This is a genomic window from Methylobacter marinus A45 (assembly GCF_000383855.1).
In the GTDB taxonomy this organism is placed as follows: domain Bacteria; phylum Pseudomonadota; class Gammaproteobacteria; order Methylococcales; family Methylomonadaceae; genus Methylobacter; species Methylobacter marinus.
In genome coordinates, this window is sequence record NZ_KB912877.1 from 2,843,943 (window position 1) to 2,862,269 (window position 18,327).

Sequence of the window (18,327 nt, forward strand, 5' to 3'; positions counted from 1 at the left end):
TTTAATCCTTGCCTTTGCGCGCGCCGAAAATACGCGGTTGCGTGAACGATTCAATAATCGGTGTCGCGGCGTTGCCGAACAAAATGGCGTACATGACCGCTTCGGTCAAGGCGCCGAACAGGCGAATGACGACCGTCAGAAAACCGACCAGAACGCCGACAATAAAAATGCCCCACGGCGTAACGGGCGACGACACCATGTCGGTGGTCATGAACACGGCCGCGAACATCAGGCCGCCGGAAAAGACCATAAAGGCGGGGCTCGGGTATTTGGCCGGGTCCAGCAGATAAAAAAATTCAGCCGAGATCGCGGTGCCGAAAATGACGGCGGCGGTAATGCGCCAGTCGAGCATTTTTTTATAGGCCAGATAGAGGCCGCAAAGCACGATCAGCAATGACGAGGGCTCGCCGGCCGAGCCCGCGACCGTGCCCAGGAACAAATCCTGGGCATCGGTCATGACGCCCTGGAATTTCATCAGCGCCAGCGGCGTCGCGCCGGTGAAGCCGTCGACGGCCGTTTTCAGCGTCCATTCGGCGGTAGGCGCGGGCGTCATGAACGGGACGGCCAGCGTGGACGGGATGAATTCGCTGAAGCGGTTCACGGCAAACGCCGGCGTCCAGGTCGTGATCGCGACCGGAAATGCCGCCTGAACGAAGGCCCGTCCGACCAGCGCCGGATTGAAGACGTTAAAGCCCAGGCCGCCGAACAGGGCCTTGCCCAGCGCGATCGAGACAAAGCCGCCGACCGCGCCCATCCACAACGGAAAGCCCGGCGGCAGGGTCAGGGCCAGCAGCAGGCCCGTGATGACGGCGCTCCAGTCGCCGACGGTCGAGCGTTTGTCGGCCATGCGGCAGAAAAAATGCTCGGTCGCGACGCAGGCCAGCGTGGTCGTGATCATGGAGGCCAGGGCGCTGATGCCGAACTGGTAAATCGAATAGGCGCAGACCGGCAGCAGGGCATAGACCACATGGCGCATGATTTCGGTAACGGTCGGCGCGCGCCGGATATAAGGCGAGGTGCGTATATCGATTTTGGGGGATTTTTCAGCCATTGTTCAGGCGCCTTTCACGATTCAGTACTTTGGCGATTCTGAAGTACTGCACTAAGGGAATATTGGACGGACAGACATAACTGCAGCAGCCGCATTCGAAACAGTCATTGAGGTGATATTGTTCCTCCATGACGTCATAGCGGCGCTTGGCCGCCAGTTGGCCCAGTTCGCACGGATTCAGGTTGATCGGGCAGGCTTGCAGGCATTTGCCGCATTTGATGCACGGCAGAATGTCGTCGTTTTTGGTGGCGCGCTGGTCGAGCACCAGGACCGCGCCGGTGCCCTTGGTCACCGGCGTATCCAGCGACGCGGCGGCCGAGCCCATCATGGGGCCGCCGAGTATCAACTCGGCCTGTTGGCCGTTGAAGCCCGCATAATGCAGGATATAACGCAGCGGCGTGCCGATCGGCACAAGGTAATTGCCGGGCTTTTCCAGATCATCGCCGGTAATGGTGACGACGCGCTCGATCAGCCCCTGGCCATGCGGCAGCAGGCGGCCGATTTCGGCCAGCGTCGCGACGTTGAAAACGGCCAGGCCGATGTCGGCCGGCAGGCCGCCGGCCGGAATCTCGAGACCGAGCAGCGAATACACCAGCATTTTCTCGGCGCCCTGCGGGTACTTCGTTTCCACGGCTTCGATCGTGATGCTGCCGTCCTCGGGCAAATGCGGCTTGATTGCGGCCAGAACGTCCGGCTTGTTGTCCTCGACGCCGATCATGGCCCTGGAGGCGTCCACGCATTTCATTGCGATGCGGATGCCCAGAATCAGGTTCTTGACGTTTTCCAGCATGACGCGGTGATCGGTGGTCATGAACGGCTCGCATTCGCAGCCGTTGACGATGACCGTGTGCACTTGCTTGCCTGCCGGCACCGTCATCTTGAAATGGGTCGGGAAACTGGCCCCGCCCAGGCCCACCATGCCGGTATCCTTGACGGCCTGGATCAGTTCATCGCGGCTCATGGCTTCAATGTCGCGCGCTTCGCCCTGTATCGGAATCTGCGACGAACTGGGTTGGGTGTCGATGATGATGCAGTCTTTTTTGCTGCCGGACGGCGTCGGCATCAGTTCGATGTCCTTGACGGTGCCCGTGACCGGCGCGTGCAGCGGCACGGACAGCGCCCCGTCGGCGACGGCGATCACCTCGCCGCGCTCAACGTGCTGGCCTTTGCGCACGATCGCGATCGGGGGCTTGCCGATATTCTGCGACAAAGGCACGATGATTTGCGGCGCGAAAGGCAGCCGGCGGGTCGGCCTGGCGCTGGTCTGTTCTTTGTATTCGACAGGATGTATGCCCTTGGGGAAGGTTTTTCTGCCGAACAGTTTCAATAAACTCATAGTCCTGACTGGTATAAAAATCACAACGACGCTAGGGAATTAGCGTGTCCGTAAACCACGAAGAGCACGAGGGCACGAAGCGTGCTCTTTGCTCCGTGACCTTCGTGCTCTTCGTGGTGAAAAATGGTCTGACAAACGCTTCCGGCCCGTGCCTTACTGAAATTTCTCCGCCCGTTTGATGAGCTTTTCGAGATTAGGCTCATCCGGGTTCCAGGGCGTGCCGGGATGAATGATCACGGCCGTGCATTTCTCCGCCGCTTTCACGATCTGTTCGTAAGTGCCGGCTGTCGGATTGACGACAACGGCTTTTTTGTCGGCATTATACTGGAAGATGGCCGGCGCAATATCGACGCATTCATCGCAGGTCGTGCAATCGGGCGTTTCGATCCAGACCGGCTCGTGCCCGCCGGCGGCGGCCTTGGGCGCCGGCGCAGCAGGCGCTGCGGCCGGTGTTGCCTGAGCGGCAGAGGCCGGTGCCGCGGGCGCGGCAGGGACGGGTGCCGGCGCGGCCGCGGCGGCCGTCTTGGCCAGCAGGCCGGTCAAGGCGCCGGCGTCGCCGCCGCCCGCCATAGTCACCAGGTTGGCGGCGATGCTGGAGGCCATTTCCGCTTTGGCCTGATCAGCGATCGCTTTCAGGTCTATGGTGGGCCGGTTGGTGCCGACGATGCCTTTCAGGGTACGCCAGAAGTCGCGCCGGTCGATCGTCGACAGCACGATTTCGGGATCGACCACCACGCGCACCAGGGTATTCGTATCCGGGTGCACGGCATGGATGAACGGCACATGCTCGGCTTTGTCCTCTTTCGGCAGATCGATAAACTCGATCAGCGGCACCATGTCGTCGGTCCACCGGGACGGCGGCACGAACTTGAAGTGCTTGCGGAAGCGCCCTTCCGTCAGCGCCCAGTCGGCGAACATCATCGGCACCTCCAGGGTGTCTTCCAGGCCGTATTCATCGACGAATTTCAACGTGTAAGTCGTCCAGTCCTTATCGATGTCCGGGTTGCCCTGAATGGACGTGCATTCCTCCCAGGTATCACCCAGGCGCGGGTCGAAAGTCATCAACGGATAAGCGCGCGACTCGACGGCCAGCCGGCTCTGCATTTCAGCGGCGTCATCGGCCACGCCATGTTCGGGCTGGCAGACGGCATAAATGTTGAACACGGCCGGGCCGCGGAAATTCAGGCCGTCGATGTAGCCTTCCAGCAAGTGGTTGACATGTGAGATGGCGCCCTGCATGACGTAGGATGTCCGGTGCGCCATCGCGAGCAGGCTCATTTCCTTGCGCAGTTCGAACTTGCCTTTCGCTTCCTGGCCGTAGGGCGCCATGTCCGATATCTGGCCGGTAAAGCCGGAGGTGCAGGCCTGGCCGCCGGTGTTCGAATAAACCTGCGTATCGAGGATCAGCACCTTGATCGGCAGGCCCGAGATCAGGCAGCGCGACAGGTTCTGGAAACCGATGTCGTACATGGCGCCGTCGCCGCCGACGCAGACCACGGGCGGGCACATCAGGTATTCCTGCTCGGTGAACTGGCGCCAGTCGAAGTACTTGAAGAATCGGTCGTGCTCGTCCTTGTCGTACTTGCCGGCCAGTTCCAGTTCCGCCATACGTATGGCCTTGAAGCCTTCCGCCATTTTCAGCATGTGGCCTTCGAAGACGCCCATCGCCAGGGACGGCGCATCCTGGAACAGGTGGTTGGCCCACGGGAACGGGTAGGGGTTGAACGGGAAGGTCGAGCCCCAGACCGAGGTGCAGCCCGTGCTGTTGGTGATGCCCATTTCCACGCGGCCGTTGCCGGTCGGGCCTTCCAGATACAGCCATTTCAGGTGTTTCAGTTTGGCGGAAATCTGCGAGGCCCATTTCAGCCAGGCGGCGTCGATCGGCTTGGACGGCTTGCCGGCATCCAGCGCGCTGCTGAGCTTGGTCAGGGTCAGGTCGACGTTTTTGTTCGCTTCGATCGCGGCTTCGATGGCTTCAATATCATTAACGTCGAGCGACTCCGCCAGTTTCAGGCGGATATGTTTTTCCATGCCGACAATCAGTTCGTCGATCTTGGTAAGCTGTTTCTTGACCCGCGGCTGCATGAGCGCGGTCACGGCGCTGGTGAACAGGTGAATGATGGTTTTTTCGCCGCAGCCGAGGCAGGCGCTGTCGCCGCAGTTCATGGAACTGTAGATTTTCTTGTCCAGCAGCATGCTGGTCAGGGCGCCGATTTTTTCGTCGATATCGTCGATACGGCTGTATTTCGGATTCGAGGTCGGCAGGTCCATCCAGTAATCCCAGTCTTCGCGCAGCGCCTTGACGCTGTCGACGGTCTGCGGCGTCACGGCCAGCGCGTTGTCGTCGCAGACCTCGACGCATTCCATGCAGCCCTTGCAGGTCATGGGGTTGATGGTGATCGAGAACAGGCCTCCGTTGTTGGGCGTGCGTTTGTTGACCGCGTCGTGGTAGGGCTTGGTCAGCGCGAATTTGAACGAGCCCATGGCCTCCTTGAACCACTCGAACTCGGCGGCGACTTCGGCGCGTTCGGCTTCCGGGTATTCGGCGATCGTATCGCCGATGGCTTTGTTGAACACCGGGGTCAAAGCCGTGCCTTCCGAGCGCGTCGAGGTCAGGGCATGGTATTTTTTCTCCACGGTGCGGATGGCCCGGCGCAGGTGCTTGGTCGTTTTGCCGGTTTTTTCGATGCGCCTGATGTTGGTCTCGAAGACTTCGCCGACCGTATTGATCAGGCCCGGAATGGCGCTGTCGGGGCAGACCGTGTAGCAGTCGCCGCAAGCGGTACAGTTTTCGGGAATCCAGGTCGGATGCTCGAAACGGATCTGCGTCATGTCGCGGTAAATACCGGTCGCCGCCGGCACGATGCTCAGCGCCATGAACGGGTCGGCCAGGTTTTCGCTGCCGCGGCCGTTGATGTAGTTGCTGCCGGTCTGCTCGAAGAAGCGGTGGATATCGGAGATCGGGTCGTCGTTGGCAGGCTTGCGCAGCAGCGTCAGCGGCGCCGTGGCTTCTTTTTTCTCGGCCCAGGGCGCGACATCGCCGACGGTCATGGCGCTGACGTCGAGTTCATGGGTTTCCAGGAAGCCGCGTTTGACGGTCCTGAAGTTGTCCTCGACCACCTGTTTGCCCTTGCTGCCGAATTTGGCGTTGAGGGTGTCGTAGATCGCCTGCAGGATCTCGTCCTTGCTTTTGTTCAGATTGGCCGCCAGCGGCGCCGCCTCGAAGAAGGCGCCCTGGAAGGCGATGCCCTGCATGCGGAACTGCAGGTCGGGGTCCTTGGCTTCCTCGCGCGCGATCTTGAAGCCGTCTATATAGGCGACCTTGATTTTCTTGTCGACGATATATTGCTGCGAGGCTTTCGGGAACGAACGCCAGACCTCTTCAGGCGAGGACAGGCTGCTCTGGATGATAAAGACGCCGTTTTCCTTCAGGCCGGCCAGCGGATTCGAGTGCGTGAAGACGTTCGGATCGGGGGAGATGACCACGTCCACGAACGCGTATTCGCAGGCCAGACGGATTTTTTCCGGCGCGGCCGACAGATAGTACGTGGTCGGCTGGCCTTTTTTCTCGGAGCCGTATTTGGGGTTGGCCTTGATCTCGTAGTCGAGCAGGTCGAACAAGGTCATGGCCAGGTTTTTGCCGGTCGTGATCGCGCCCCAGCCGCCGACCGAGTGCATGCGCACGGTGATGGCGCCTTTCGGCATCAGGTTAGGGTTTTCGGAGCCGGTCAGCGCCAGCTCGCGGATGTGCGGATAGGCGTCGACGACGGCCTGCTGCTGGATTTCCTGTTTGGGCGAATAAGCCCGGTCGCGCACGAACTGGATGCCCAGGTAAAAGAATTTCTTCTGCTTGCCGTCCGGCAGCATGTTTTCGACGGCCGCGATAATGCCTTCCGGCTGCAGATCGCGGCTGCCCAGGCCGAACGAAGCCGAGAACAGCGGCGACGAGTCGGTATCTTTTTTATAAGCGGCGTAACCGGGGAAAGGTTGCTTGCCGGAGCGGCCGTTTTCCACGGCCTTGGTCATCGCCGTGCGGATTTCTCGCATGATTGGCAGGTCCTCGGCCATCGGCTGGTCGGTTCTTTCCATGACCGTGATGCCTTTGCGGCCCTTGACGACGTGCGAGATCAGATCGCCCGGGAACGGACGGAATAAGGTCATGTTGACGACGCCGACTTTAAGGCCGCGAGTCTCGCGCAGGTAATCGGCCGTGACTTCGGCGGTATGAATGACGCTGCCCTGCGCGATGATCAGGTAATCGGCGTCGTCGCAGCGGTATTGGCCGATACGGTGGTAGCGCCGGCCGGTCAATTCGTACCATTCGTCCATGCACTGGTCGGCGAAGACGCTGACGTGGTCGAAGAAGTAGGGGCGCTGGCCGGCCACAGCCTGCATGTAGCTGTCCTGGTTCTGCACCACGCCCGACATCATCGGTTTGTCGACCGTCCAGAGCTCCGGGATGCGTCGTCGGGTCGGGCCGTACAAAATGCGCTGCGCCGGCGTCGGCGTGTTGATGATGTCGTCCGGGCGGCCCAGGTACTCCTCGATCAGCGCTCTTTCCGGTACGTTCAGCGCTTCGATCAGGTGCGTGGTCAGAAAGCCGTCCTGCGCCACGACGATGGGGTTCAGCGCCATCTCGGCGATTTTCCGGCCGATGATGTTCAGATCGGCCGCTTCCTGGTTGTCCTTGGCGAACATCTGGATAAAGCCGGTATCGTCGATACAGTGATAGTCGTCATGGCCGCAGTGCACGTTCAGCGACGATTTCGTGATCGCGCGGCAGGCCATGTTCAGGACATAAGGCAGCCGTTTGCCCACCGCCGCATACAAGGATTCATGCATGTAGGCGGCGCCCTGGGATGAGGTGAAGTTGGTGGCCCTGAGGCCGGACATCGACATGCCGGCGGTAACGCCGGCCGCGGCATGCTCGCCTTCAGGCTCGACAAAAATCAGCGGTCTGTCGGAGATGTTCAGATAGCCATTGGCCATTTCCACGGCCCAGCCTTCGCCCATGTCGGTCGAAGGGGTGATCGGGTAAGCGCCGGCAGCATCGCTGGATTCGCGCTCGACCATGATGACGGCCGCACTGCCGTCCATGGCCATGCGTATGCCAGGATATCTAAACGTTTTGGTTTCTTTTTTGCCGAAAAAAGCCATTTCAGGTTTCCTTAGTAAAAGCGTGCAATGACCGGCTTGTCCGGTTCAGACGCTCTGTATATATAGATTAGTGTGAAAAAAAGTCGGTTAGCCCAAGGGCAGTGATTCCGTGCGCAGAATCTTTTTCGATTCCTTGCCGTGGCTGGAGCGGGTCGTGCCCAATTTGCTGTCTATCCAGACGATGGCGCCGGTCGGGCAGCGTTCTATGGGCGTCCGGTCGACTGCGAAATCCTCATACTTCGAGTAATCAATAACGGCCAGATTATTTTTGATCTCGATCAGGCCCGTAGGCGCGTCAACCACGCATTTTCCGCAGGCGGTACAGGCGACTTCGCATTCGTGCTGCGCTTCGTCGCCTTCATCAAGGCTTTTGCAGGCGACAAACAATTGATGGCTGACCGGTTGCAGGGAAAATAAATCCTTGGGACAGACAACGACGCAGTCATTACAGGCCGTGCATTTGTCTTCAATGACGATAGGCAGGCCATGCTCATCCATAAAAATGGCGTCGAAATCGCAGACCTCGGCGCAATCGCCCAGACCCAGGCAGCCCCAGTTGCAGCCTTTGCCGCCGCCGGCGATCACTGATGCCGCCTGGCAGGATTTCAGGCCCTGGTATTCGGCGCGCTTATAAGCGACATGCGTGCCGCCGGCGCAAGCCAGGCGGGCGACGACCTTTTCCTGGCTGCCTACGTCGACGCCCATGTAATCGGCGATCAATTGGTTGGCTTCAGGGGAATTTACGGTACAGCCGGAGGGGCTTCGGATGCCGGCGACCACCGCCTCGGCGAAAGGACGGCAGCCGGGAACGCCGCAAGCACCGCACTGAGCTTGCGGCAGCATCTCATCCACGGCATCGATTCGGGGGTCTTCATAAACAAATAACTTCTTACTCGCGATAGCCAGAATAACTGCCAGAACCACGCCGAGCGCGATCATAAACAGGGCAGCGGTTCCAATACTAGCTAGTGATAACATGCTTTACTGACTCTAATAAAATACTAATGCGAACCTGGGGCAGGTTTTACAAGGGAATAAAACCGCCAGCCTAGAGAGCGTTACTTTACACGAAAATTCGCTTTTTTGGAAAAGTATGATTGATGATTGTTATAAGGTATTGCTGATGGGAGAAGAAAATATACATCAGTTTAGTTATCTTAGTTTGTTTAGCGTATGAGTTTTATGGATAATGAGCGGATAATTTCATACAGCTTAGGTTCACAATATGACAGAACTGATGACAAGCGGGATAGAGCTAATGATGGTCGGCATGGGCCTCGTCTTCCTGTTTCTGGCCATGCTGGTGCTGGCCATCAACCTGATGTCGGCGCTGGTGCTGCGCTATTTCCCGGACGCGCCGCCGGCCACGGCCGCGGGCCGACCGGCCGGCGGCGGGAAGGGCGTGGACGCCGGCGTGATCGCCGCGATTGCCGCGGCCGTGCATCAATACCGGACCCGGCCTAAATAACGCTCGGCGTCCGGCGCCGCCGGAACGCCCGCGCCAGCCGCCGTCGTGGGGGACGGGCGGCGCGCACCGATTTCTATTCAACGGATCAAGCGACCCACAAGGTCTTCGATTCAAAACCCAAAAAGGTTATATAGCATGGCCCAAAACAACAACAAGCCGTTAGGCATTACCGACGTCGTCCTGCGCGACGCCCATCAATCCCTGCTGGCCACGCGCCTGCGCATCGACGACATGCTGCCGATCTGCGACAAGCTCGACCGGATCGGCTACTGGTCGCTGGAGACCTGGGGCGGCGCCACCTTCGACGCCTGCATCCGCTATCTGGGCGAGGACCCCTGGGAGCGCCTGCGCCAGCTGAAGGCGGCCATGCCCCGCACCCGCCAGCAGATGCTGCTGCGCGGCCAGAACCTGCTCGGCTACCGGCATTACGCCGACGACGTGGTCGACACCTTCGTCGAGCGCTGCGCCGTCAACGGCATCGACGTGTTCCGCATCTTCGACGCCATGAACGACATGCGCAACATCGAGCATGCCGTCCAGGCCGTGCTGCGCACCGACGCCCACGCGCAGGGCACGATCTCGTACACGACCAGCCCCGTGCACACCCTGGACCTGTGGGTCGACCTGGGCAAACAGATCGAGGACCTGGGCGCCCATTCGATCTGCATCAAGGACATGGCCGGCCTGCTCAAGCCCTATGACGCCTACGAGCTGGTCAGCCGGTTGAAAGCGAGCGTCGCCATCCCGATCCACATGCAGTGCCACGCCACCACGGGACTCAGCACCGGCGCCATCCTGAAGGCCGCCGAGGCCGGCATCGACAACGTCGACACCGCCATTTCCTCCATGAGCATGACCTACGGCCACACGCCGACCGAAACCATCGTCGCCAGCCTCGAGGGCACCGGGCGCGATACCGGCCTGGACCTGGTGAAACTCGAGGAGATCGCCGCCTACTTCCGCGCCGTGCGCAAGAAATACGCCCAGTTCGAAGGCAGCCTGAAAGGCGTCGACGGCCGCATCCTGGTCGCGCAGGTGCCGGGCGGCATGCTCACCAACATGGAAAGCCAGCTCAAGGAGCAGGGCGCCGAGGACCAGTTCGATGCGGTCTTGGCCGAGATCCCGCGCGTGCGCGAGGACCTGGGCTTCATCCCGCTGGTGACGCCGACCTCGCAGATCGTCGGCACCCAGGCCGTCATGAACGTACTCAATGGCGAGCGCTACAAGACCATCACCAAGGAAACCGCCGGCGTGCTGAAAGGCGAGTACGGCGCCACCCCGGCCCCGGTCAACGCCGAACTGCAGGCGCGCGTGCTGAACGGCGCCGAGCCGGTCAGCTGCCGGCCGGCCGACCTGCTGGAACCGGAAATGGACAAGCTGATCGCCGAGGTCCGGGAGAAAGCCCGCGCCGAGGGCGTCACGCTCAGCGAACACATTGAAGAGGACGCGCTGATCAACGGCCTGTTCGCGCAGGTCGGCTGGAAATTCCTGGTCAACCGCGGCAACCCGGCCGCCTTCGAACCGGCGCCGGGCAGCGTGGCCGTGGCCCCGCCGGCGCCGGTCGCGGCCCGCGCCGCGCCGGCCGTGGAAACCTACAGCGTCAACGTCGACGGCCGCCACTACAACGTCGCGGTCGGCCCCGGCGGTGGCGCCCTGAGCGTGCAGCCGGCCGCGGCCGTCAGCGCCCCGGCCACGGCCGGCAACGGCGCGGCGATCGAGGCGCCGATGGCCGGCACCATCCTGAAAGTGCTGGTGCAGACCGGCAGCGCCGTCGCCGAGGGCGATGTCGTGGTGATCATGGAAGCGATGAAAATGGAAACCGAAGTGCGCTCGAAAGCCGGCGGCATCGTGTCCGCCGTGCACGTCAAGGAAGGCGCCGCCGTCACCGTCGGCGACACGCTGATCAGCCTATAACAACAACAGCCCCGGCGGCCGCCTCGCCCCGCGGCGAGCGCCCGGCCGGCGGGGCTTCCCTGATTATCAGACGAGACACATCCGATGGACAATCTGCTTTCACTCTGGCACAGCACCGGCCTGTACAATATCACCGGCGGCCAGGCGCTCATGATGCTGGTCGGCTTCCTGCTGCTGTTCCTGGCCATCAAGAAAGGCTTCGAACCCCTGCTGCTGCTGCCGATCGGCTTCGGCGCCATTCTCAGCAACATTCCGGTGGCCGGCCTCAATGACGAGGGCGGCCTGCTGTACTACCTGTATTTCGGCATCAAGACCGGGTTGTTCCCGCTCTTGATCTTCATGGGCGTCGGCGCCATGACCGACTTCGGGCCGCTGCTGGCCAACCCGAAAACCCTGCTGCTGGGCGCCGCCGCCCAGTTCGGCATCTTCGCCTCGCTGCTCGGGGCCCTGGCGCTGAACATCGTGCCGGGCCTGGAGTTCACGCTGAAGGACGCGGCCGCCATCGCCATCATCGGCGGCGCCGACGGGCCGACCGCGATCTACGTGGCCTCGCGCCTGTCCCCGGAACTGCTCGGCGCGATCGCGGTCGCGGCCTATTCGTACATGGCGCTGGTGCCCTTGATCCAGCCGCCGATCATGCGCGCCCTGACCACGGAAGCCGAGCGCCGCATCGAGATGCAGCAGCTGCGCACGGTCGGGCGCAGCGAAAAGATCGTCTTCCCGCTGCTGCTGATCGGCCTGACCGCGCTGCTGCTGCCGTCGGCGGCGCCGCTGGTCGGCATGTTCGCGCTCGGCAACCTGATGAACGCCTGCGGCGTCGTCGACCGCCTGAGCCAGACCGCCCAGAACGAACTGATCAACATCGTGACCATTTTCCTGGGGCTGTCGGTCGGCTCCAAGCTCAGCGCCGAGGCGTTCCTGCAGATGGAGACCCTGGGGATCCTGGCCCTGGGCGCGGCGGCGTTCGCGATCGGCACGGCCGCCGGCGTGCTGATGGCCAAGCTGATGAACAAGTTCAGCAAGACCCTGGTCAACCCGCTGATCGGCGCGGCCGGCGTTTCGGCCGTGCCGATGGCGGCGCGCGTCGCCAACAAGCTGGGCCTGGAGAGCAATCCGCACAACTTCCTGCTCATGCATGCCATGGGCCCGAACGTGGCCGGCGTCATCGGCTCGGCGGTCGCGGCCGGTATTTTGTTGAGTCTGGTGCAGTAAGGCGGAAGCGCTTGTGGATAAGCCGTTTTTGGTTCATAAACAGGTAATTGGCGGGTTTTTGCAAGACCGCGCGATCTGTTTTTGGTATGATAGCCGGCTTTTTGAATTGTAAGGCTGGTGCTTGAGTGATAGGCACGTTGGATTGGTTCTGTCTCTATTCTCTCGTTATTCAGTAATTATATAGGAGTTTTTTTAATGACTATTTTTCCAGCTTTGGAAATCCCCAATACTTTAGCCGCGGGCCCAGGTCCTGGTAATACAGATCCCAGAGTACTCGATCGCCTGTGCAAAACCGGCGTTGCCGATCACATGCAGGCCGATGTGGTGAGAGGCATGATTGAAGCCAAGCAAATGCTGCGCGAAGCATGGGGCACAAAAAATACCTATACCTACGGTGTTGCCGGTACCGGTTTCAGCGGTCTGGATTGTGTATTCAGCCTGATTCTTCCCGGTGATAAAGTCGTTGCATTCATTAACGGTACTTTCAGCGGCATCGACGGGCAGGCGATTCGCATGAAGGCTTCCAGCGTCCAGGATTTGGCGGCTGATCCCCTGAATCCGAAACCGGCCAATGTGACGATTGTCAATGTGCCGCATGGGCAATCCGTGAGCGGCGAAACGGTCGAGGCGGAATTGGCCAAACACAAACCGATGTGGGCCTTTATGGCGCACTGGGAAACCGGCAGCGGCCGCGTCAATGACCTGAAAGGATTTAACGATGCCTGCGCCAGACACGGCGTCATGGGCATTGTCGATGCGGTATCCAGCCTGGGTGTCGCCGATTTCAGCATCGATGACTATCCGGCTATCGTCGCCTGGGCGTCTTGTCCGCAGAAAGGCGTGTTGAGCCTGCCGTTGACTTATGCGCCGGTCAGTTTCCGCGATGAAGCGATCAATCTTTTAACCAGACGCGGCTGCTATACTTATGTGCACCATCCTATTCTGGAAGCGCGCCACTGGGGCATCATTGATGGTCAGGATGCGGCGGCGGCCTATCATCGCACGCATTCGTCTTATGCCGTGGCGGCTTTCCATGAAGCCTTGCGCATCCTGCTGACACACACGGTGAAGCAAAAGGCACTCGATTATGCCTACCATGAGGCCGCGCTGAAACAAGCCGTTCAGGCCATGGGCTGCGAAGTCACGTCTAATATGACCAGCCTGGTCGTCTTGAACTTGCCCGGCAGCCTGGCGGGTAAGGAAAAAGAGCTGGTTGCTAAGTGTCGCGCCGAAGGCTTTGCCATCTGGACCACCTTGTCGGAGCCTGTGCAAATACGGATCGGCATCCTGAATCAGTTGACCGTTGAGGCGATTGGCGACATCGTCGGCCGCTTTGCCGATGCCATGATCAACATGGGTGCGGATATCGATAAAGAGGCGGTTATGCAAGGACTCAACGCCTATTATGCCGGTTAATTCTATAGCGTAGGGCAGGTTAGACGCGCAAGTCCTCCATGTTAAATTTGCCACTGAATTTCCCGCGCGCCGTAACCCGCCTTTTTTGAGGATTCACGTTCGTTTAGGAAGCTGTCTTCGAGAATGGGCGGCTCCGGTGGAAGTTCAGGCATGGAATAGGCGCGGTTACCGAAAGGCGGGTTACGACGCGCGGAGGGTGGTTGCTGGCGGAAGATTCGGTGATTAGCGCGTCTAACCCGCCCTACAGGCTCTGGTACAAATAAAAAAGCCTCTGACGGTTAACCGTCAGAGGCTTTTTTTTCAGGCTAATCGGGCCGGCTAAGGTTAAAACAAGCCGGTGATTCTGCCGTCATCGTCAATGTCGATGCGTTCCGCGGCCGGCACTTTAGGCAGGCCCGGCATGGTCATCATGTCGCCGGCGATGGCGACGATGAAACCGGCGCCGTTGGCTAGCCTGACATCCCTGATTTCGACCGTATGGCCGGTAGGCGCGCCTTTGGCATTCGGATTGGTAGAGAATGACATCTGCGTCTTCGCCATGCAGATCGGGAATTTGCCGTAGTCGGCTTCCCAGGCCGCCAGTTGCGCCTTGACCTTGGCGTTGGCCGTAATGCCGGCCGCGCCGTACAGCTTGGTGGCGATGGTTTCGATTTTTTCCCACAGGCTCAGGTTTTCGTCATAAACATAGCTGAATTCGGGGTCGTGGCTGTCCACGATGTTGATGATTTCCCGGGCCAGTTCCTCGGCGCCGGCGCCGCCTTCGGCCCAGTGCCTGGAAACGACGCATTTGGCGCCCAGGGCTTCGCATTTGGCTTTCAGCAACGCGATTTCGGCATCGGTATCGAAGGTGAAATGATTGATGCAGACCACGCAGGGCAGGCCGTAATGGTTGTTGATATTGCTCAGGTGGCGTTCCAGATTTTCAAAGCCTTTTTCCAAGGCCGCCAGGTTTTCGACATTCAGCTCTTCCCTGGCGACGCCGCCATGGAATTTCAGCGCCCTGACGGTCGCGACCAATACGACGGCCGACGGCTTCAGGCCGGACATGCGGCATTTGATGTCGATGAATTTTTCAGCGCCCAGGTCGGCGCCGAAGCCGGCTTCGGTGACTACATAGTCGGCCAGTTTCAGGGCGGTTTTGGTGGCCGTGACCGTGTTGCAGCCGTGCGCGATATTGGCGAACGGGCCGCCGTGAATGATCGCGATATTGTTTTCCAGCGTCTGCACGAGGTTCGGCTTGATCGCATCCTTCAGCAGGGCCGCCATCGCGCCGTGCGCTTTCAGGTCGCGGGCATAGACCGGCGTCACTTTGTCGGACTTATAGCCGATCACGATGCGGCCGAGGCGCTCTTTCAGGTCGGCGCGGCTGGTCGCCAGGCATAAAATCGCCATGATTTCGGAAGCGACGACGATGTCATAGCCGTCTTCGCGCAGATAACCGTTGGCCGGGCCGCCCATGCCGACGACGATATTGCGCAGGGCGCGGTCATTCATGTCGACGACGCGTTTCCACTGGATGCGCCGGGGATCTATGTCCAGTTCGTTGCCGTGGTTGATGTGGTTGTCTATCAGAGCAGACAGCAGATTGTGCGCCACGCCGATGGCATGGAAATCGCCGGTAAAATGCAGGTTGATGTCTTCCATCGGCACGACCTGCGAATAACCGCCGCCGGCAGCGCCCCCTTTGACGCCGAAGCAGGGGCCCAGAGAGGGTTCGCGCAGGCACATCATGGCTTTTTTGCCGATACGGTTCAGGGCATCGCCGAGGCCCACCGTGGTGGTGGTTTTGCCTTCGCCGGCCGGTGTCGGGCTGATCGCGGTCACCAGAATCAGCTTGCCATCTTTTTTATCGCTCAGACTGTTGACGTATTCCAGCGACATTTTCGCTTTGTAATGACCGATAGGATCCAGATGCTCGGCATCGATACCGTATTGTTCTTTAACCAACCCGATGATGGGCTTCATGTTTGCTTTCTGGGCGATTTCAATATCAGACATACTACCTCCCGATCTGATGTAATTTTTTTAAATTCGATAAACGCAAAAAGCCTGCTTCATTGGCAATGAAGCAGGCCGGGTAAAAACCTGAACTGTTTATGGTTTATTCACTGTAAACAGGAAAACGAGAGCACAGAATGCTGACTTTTTCGCGTACCGCGGCGATGACGTTTTCGTCGTCCATGTTTTCCATGACGTCGCACATCAAATTGGCGATTTCGATCATTTGCGGCTCCTTGAAGCCTCGCGATGTCGGCGCCGGTGTGCCGACGCGAATGCCGCTGGTGACAAACGGCGATTCAGGATCGTTAGGCACGGCATTTTTATTGACGGTAATATGCGCTCTGCCCAAGGCGGCGTCGGCGGCTTTGCCGGTAATGCCTTTGGGAATCAGCGAAACCAGCATCAGGTGGTTGTCGGTACCGCCCGACACGACATCGAAGCCGCGATTCATGAACACTTCGGCCATGGCTTTGGCGTTTTTGATCACTTGTTGCTGATAAGCGCGGAATTCAGGCTGCATGGCTTCCTTGAAAGCCACGGCTTTTGCCGCGATGACATGCATTAAAGGACCGCCCTGAATACCGGGGAAGATATTGGAATTGAGCTTTTTTTCCAGGTCCGGGTTGCTTTTGCACAGGATGAGGCCGCCGCGGGGGCCACGCAGGCTTTTATGCGTGGTGCTGGTGACGACATCGGCATAAGGCATCGGGTTGGGGTACAGGTCGGCGGCAATAAGGCCGGCTACATGCGCGATATCGACAAACAGATAAGCCCCGACTTCATCGGCGATTGCCCGAAAGCGCGCCCAGTCCATGACGCGCGAATAGGCGGAAAAACCGGCCACGATCATTTTAGGGCGGTGTTCCTGCGCCAGACGTCTGACTTCGTCGTAATCGATCAGGCCGGTGGCCGGATCCAGATGGTACTGTACGGCATTGTAGATTTTGCCGGAAAAGTTCGGTTTGGCGCCGTGCGTCAAATGGCCGCCGTCGGACAGCGCCAGGCCGAGAATCGTATCGCCGGGCTGAACCAGGGCCATGAACACGGCCATGTTGGCTTGCGAGCCGGAGTGGGGCTGGACGTTGGCGTAATCGGCGCCGAACAGTTCCTTGGCACGGTCAATCGCCAGTTGCTCGGCCTTGTCGACAAATTCACAGCCGCCGTAATAACGCTTGCCGGGATAGCCTTCGGCATACTTGTTGGTCAACTGGGAACCTTGCGCTTCCATCACACGCGGACTGGTGTAGTTTTCGGAGGCAATCAGTTCGATGTGATCTTCCTGACGGCGACGCTCTTCTTCCATCGCCTGGAATAATTCATCATCAAAGCCGGCGATTGTCATGGATTTTTTAAACATTTATGTCTCCCGATATAGAGTTCTATTGTATGCAAAATTATGGATGGATCAGCAGTACCTGCAAGTCGGCTACATTGGTCCCGGTTGCGCCCGTATCAAGTAAGTCGCCGGCGGTATTTAAGGCGTTATAGGCATCATTATTATCCAGCAGCGCGGCAGGGTCGATACTGCTGTCCTTCATGCGCCGGATCGAGCCCGGGTCGACCAGGCCGCCGGCTGCGTCGGTCGGACCGTCACGGCCGTCGGTTCCGCCGCTCAGGAAGACCCAGTTGCCGGTTAAGCCGTGTTGTTCGGCGGCACAGGCGAAGGCCAGCGCCATCTCCTGATTACGGCCGCCGCGTCCGTTGCCTTTCAAGGTGACCGTGGTTTCACCGCCCGCTAATAGGGCAACCGGTTTGTCGATGCCGTTAGCGATGAGCCGTTTGGCATGGATGACCCATTTTTCAGCTTCGTCCCTGGCCTCGCCGCAGAGATGATCGCTGTACAGTGTTGGTTGATAACCGAGGGCTTCGGATGCTTTCATAATGGCGCCGACGCTGATGGCATTGCTGCCGATCAGCGTGTGGCCGGTATTGTTAAATATTTTGTCGCCCGGTTTCGGCGTCTCGGGCACAAGGCCCCGCCGGCCCTGTTCCAGATACCGTTGAACGTTGGCGGGTACCTTGTCCCAGACGCCTTTGGATTTGAAGACATCGATGGCATCGGCGAATGTCGTCGCGTCGGGCACGGTAGGCCCGCTGGCGATGGCGCTCAGATCATCTCCCAGAACGTCGGATAAAACCAGCGCGTGCAGATCGGCCGGCGCCGCCATTTTAGCCAGGCCGCCGCCCTTGATCAGGGATAAATGCTTGCGCACGCAGTTGATCTGGTTGATGTTGGCACCGCAGGCCAGTAACAGGTCCGTCGTGGCAATTTTATCCTCCAGTGTAATCGAGGAGGCCGGGTAGGGGATCAGCGCCGAACCGCCGCCGCTGACCAGTACCAGTACCAGTTCATCCTTTTGCGCGTTGCCTGCCTGATCGGCAATCAGGCGCGCGCCTTCGAGACCGGCCGCATCGGGCAGCGGATGCGATGCGCCGATTACTTTAAAATGATCGACGGTCGCTTCGTTTTCGTGGTTGGTCACGGCAATGCCTCGGCCCGCCAGCAGCGGCGCCGGAATAATTTCCTGCGCGGCCCGGGCCATGGCGCAGGCGGCCTTGCCGAAGGCGATCAAATGGACTTTTGTCCATCTGCCCAGGCGTTTCTGATTGCTGTCATTTAAATTTAACCGGATTTCGATATGATGATCGGCAACAGTAAGACAGCGCTTGACGGCCAGGTAAGGGTCGGCAGCCTCAATGCCGGCTTGAAAAATGCTGAGCGCATCTTTTCTCATGGCATCGATTGAAGCGGGATTGACAAAATTGCTCATA

Annotated in this window: 11 protein-coding genes; 4 read left to right on the top strand and 7 right to left on the bottom strand. The window is 59.6% G+C overall.

Annotated features, from left to right (window positions below):
* Position 1 precedes the first annotated feature (1 nt).
* The 4 genes from METMA_RS0113385 to METMA_RS0113400 form a co-directional block, all read right to left on the bottom strand.
* Complete coding sequence (locus METMA_RS0113385; protein ID WP_020159598.1) at positions 2-1,051, bottom strand: RnfABCDGE type electron transport complex subunit D; 1,050 nt, start codon at positions 1,049-1,051, stop codon at positions 2-4.
* Positions 1,044-2,387 carry an electron transport complex subunit RsxC gene (gene rsxC, locus METMA_RS0113390; RefSeq protein WP_020159599.1) on the bottom strand — a complete coding sequence of 448 codons (1,344 nt, stop codon included), beginning with the start codon at positions 2,385-2,387 and terminating at the stop codon, positions 1,044-1,046. Before rsxC ends, METMA_RS0113385 begins: the two co-directional genes overlap by 8 nt.
* Positions 2,388-2,540: 153 nt before the next feature.
* A complete protein-coding gene (locus tag METMA_RS0113395) occupies positions 2,541-7,544 on the bottom strand; it encodes a 2-oxoacid:acceptor oxidoreductase family protein (protein WP_020159600.1) in 5,004 nt (1,667 codons plus the stop codon).
* Positions 7,545-7,631: 87 nt separating this feature from the next.
* The gene (locus METMA_RS0113400; protein ID WP_036254155.1) at positions 7,632-8,522 is read right to left on the bottom strand and encodes a (Fe-S)-binding protein; all 891 of its coding nucleotides are present in this window, start codon (positions 8,520-8,522) and stop codon (positions 7,632-7,634) included.
* A gap of 259 nt (positions 8,523-8,781) precedes the next feature.
* Here METMA_RS0113400 and METMA_RS0113405 point away from each other — a divergent pair, with 259 nt between their 5' ends.
* The 4 genes from METMA_RS0113405 (at position 8,782) to METMA_RS0113420 (ending at position 13,554) form a co-directional block, all read left to right on the top strand.
* A complete protein-coding gene (locus METMA_RS0113405; RefSeq protein WP_232216355.1) occupies positions 8,782-9,012 on the top strand; it encodes an OadG family protein in 231 nt (76 codons plus the stop codon).
* A gap of 135 nt (positions 9,013-9,147) precedes the next feature.
* On the top strand, positions 9,148-10,926 hold the full coding sequence (gene oadA / locus METMA_RS0113410) for a sodium-extruding oxaloacetate decarboxylase subunit alpha (RefSeq protein ID WP_020159603.1): 1,779 nt from the start codon (positions 9,148-9,150) through the stop codon (positions 10,924-10,926).
* A gap of 84 nt (positions 10,927-11,010) precedes the next feature.
* Complete coding sequence (locus METMA_RS0113415; protein WP_020159604.1) at positions 11,011-12,138, top strand: sodium ion-translocating decarboxylase subunit beta; 1,128 nt, start codon at positions 11,011-11,013, stop codon at positions 12,136-12,138.
* 195 nt (positions 12,139-12,333) lie between these two features.
* Positions 12,334-13,554: an aminotransferase class V-fold PLP-dependent enzyme gene (locus METMA_RS0113420; protein WP_027147313.1), complete on the top strand. Its 1,221-nt coding sequence runs from the start codon at positions 12,334-12,336 to the stop codon at positions 13,552-13,554.
* A gap of 324 nt (positions 13,555-13,878) precedes the next feature.
* Here the strand turns inward: METMA_RS0113420 and METMA_RS0113425 are convergent, their stop codons facing one another.
* The 3 genes from METMA_RS0113425 to METMA_RS0113435 all read right to left on the bottom strand — a co-directional run bounded on the left by METMA_RS0113425 (position 13,879) and on the right by METMA_RS0113435 (position 18,326).
* Entirely contained in the window at positions 13,879-15,552 is a 1,674-nt protein-coding gene (locus METMA_RS0113425; protein WP_020159606.1) for a formate--tetrahydrofolate ligase, read from the bottom strand.
* Between the two features lie 103 nt (positions 15,553-15,655).
* On the bottom strand, positions 15,656-16,912 hold the full coding sequence (glyA, locus tag METMA_RS0113430) for a serine hydroxymethyltransferase (RefSeq protein WP_020159607.1): 1,257 nt from the start codon (positions 16,910-16,912) through the stop codon (positions 15,656-15,658).
* Positions 16,913-16,949: 37 nt separating this feature from the next.
* Positions 16,950-18,326, bottom strand: coding sequence for a glycerate kinase type-2 family protein (locus METMA_RS0113435; protein ID WP_020159608.1), 1,377 nt, complete (start codon positions 18,324-18,326; stop codon positions 16,950-16,952).
* Position 18,327: the final 1 nt, after the last annotated feature.

What these genes read in the sequence shown, in the direction of transcription:
- glyA (WP_020159607.1), bottom strand. Translation starts at nt 16,912, where the DNA reads ATGTTTAAAAAATCCATGACAATCGCCGGCTTTGATGATGAATTATTC.
- METMA_RS0113395 (WP_020159600.1), bottom strand. Translation starts at nt 7,544, where the DNA reads ATGGCTTTTTTCGGCAAAAAAGAAACCAAAACGTTTAGATATCCTGGC.
- METMA_RS0113385 (WP_020159598.1), bottom strand. Translation starts at nt 1,051, where the DNA reads ATGGCTGAAAAATCCCCCAAAATCGATATACGCACCTCGCCTTATATC.
- rsxC (WP_020159599.1), bottom strand. Translation starts at nt 2,387, where the DNA reads ATGAGTTTATTGAAACTGTTCGGCAGAAAAACCTTCCCCAAGGGCATA.
- METMA_RS0113400 (WP_036254155.1), bottom strand. Translation starts at nt 8,522, where the DNA reads ATGTTATCACTAGCTAGTATTGGAACCGCTGCCCTGTTTATGATCGCG.
- METMA_RS0113435 (WP_020159608.1), bottom strand. Translation starts at nt 18,326, where the DNA reads ATGAGCAATTTTGTCAATCCCGCTTCAATCGATGCCATGAGAAAAGAT.
- oadA (WP_020159603.1), top strand. Translation starts at nt 9,148, where the DNA reads ATGGCCCAAAACAACAACAAGCCGTTAGGCATTACCGACGTCGTCCTG.
- METMA_RS0113405 (WP_232216355.1), top strand. Translation starts at nt 8,782, where the DNA reads ATGACAAGCGGGATAGAGCTAATGATGGTCGGCATGGGCCTCGTCTTC.
- METMA_RS0113420 (WP_027147313.1), top strand. Translation starts at nt 12,334, where the DNA reads ATGACTATTTTTCCAGCTTTGGAAATCCCCAATACTTTAGCCGCGGGC.
- METMA_RS0113415 (WP_020159604.1), top strand. Translation starts at nt 11,011, where the DNA reads ATGGACAATCTGCTTTCACTCTGGCACAGCACCGGCCTGTACAATATC.
- METMA_RS0113425 (WP_020159606.1), bottom strand. Translation starts at nt 15,552, where the DNA reads ATGTCTGATATTGAAATCGCCCAGAAAGCAAACATGAAGCCCATCATC.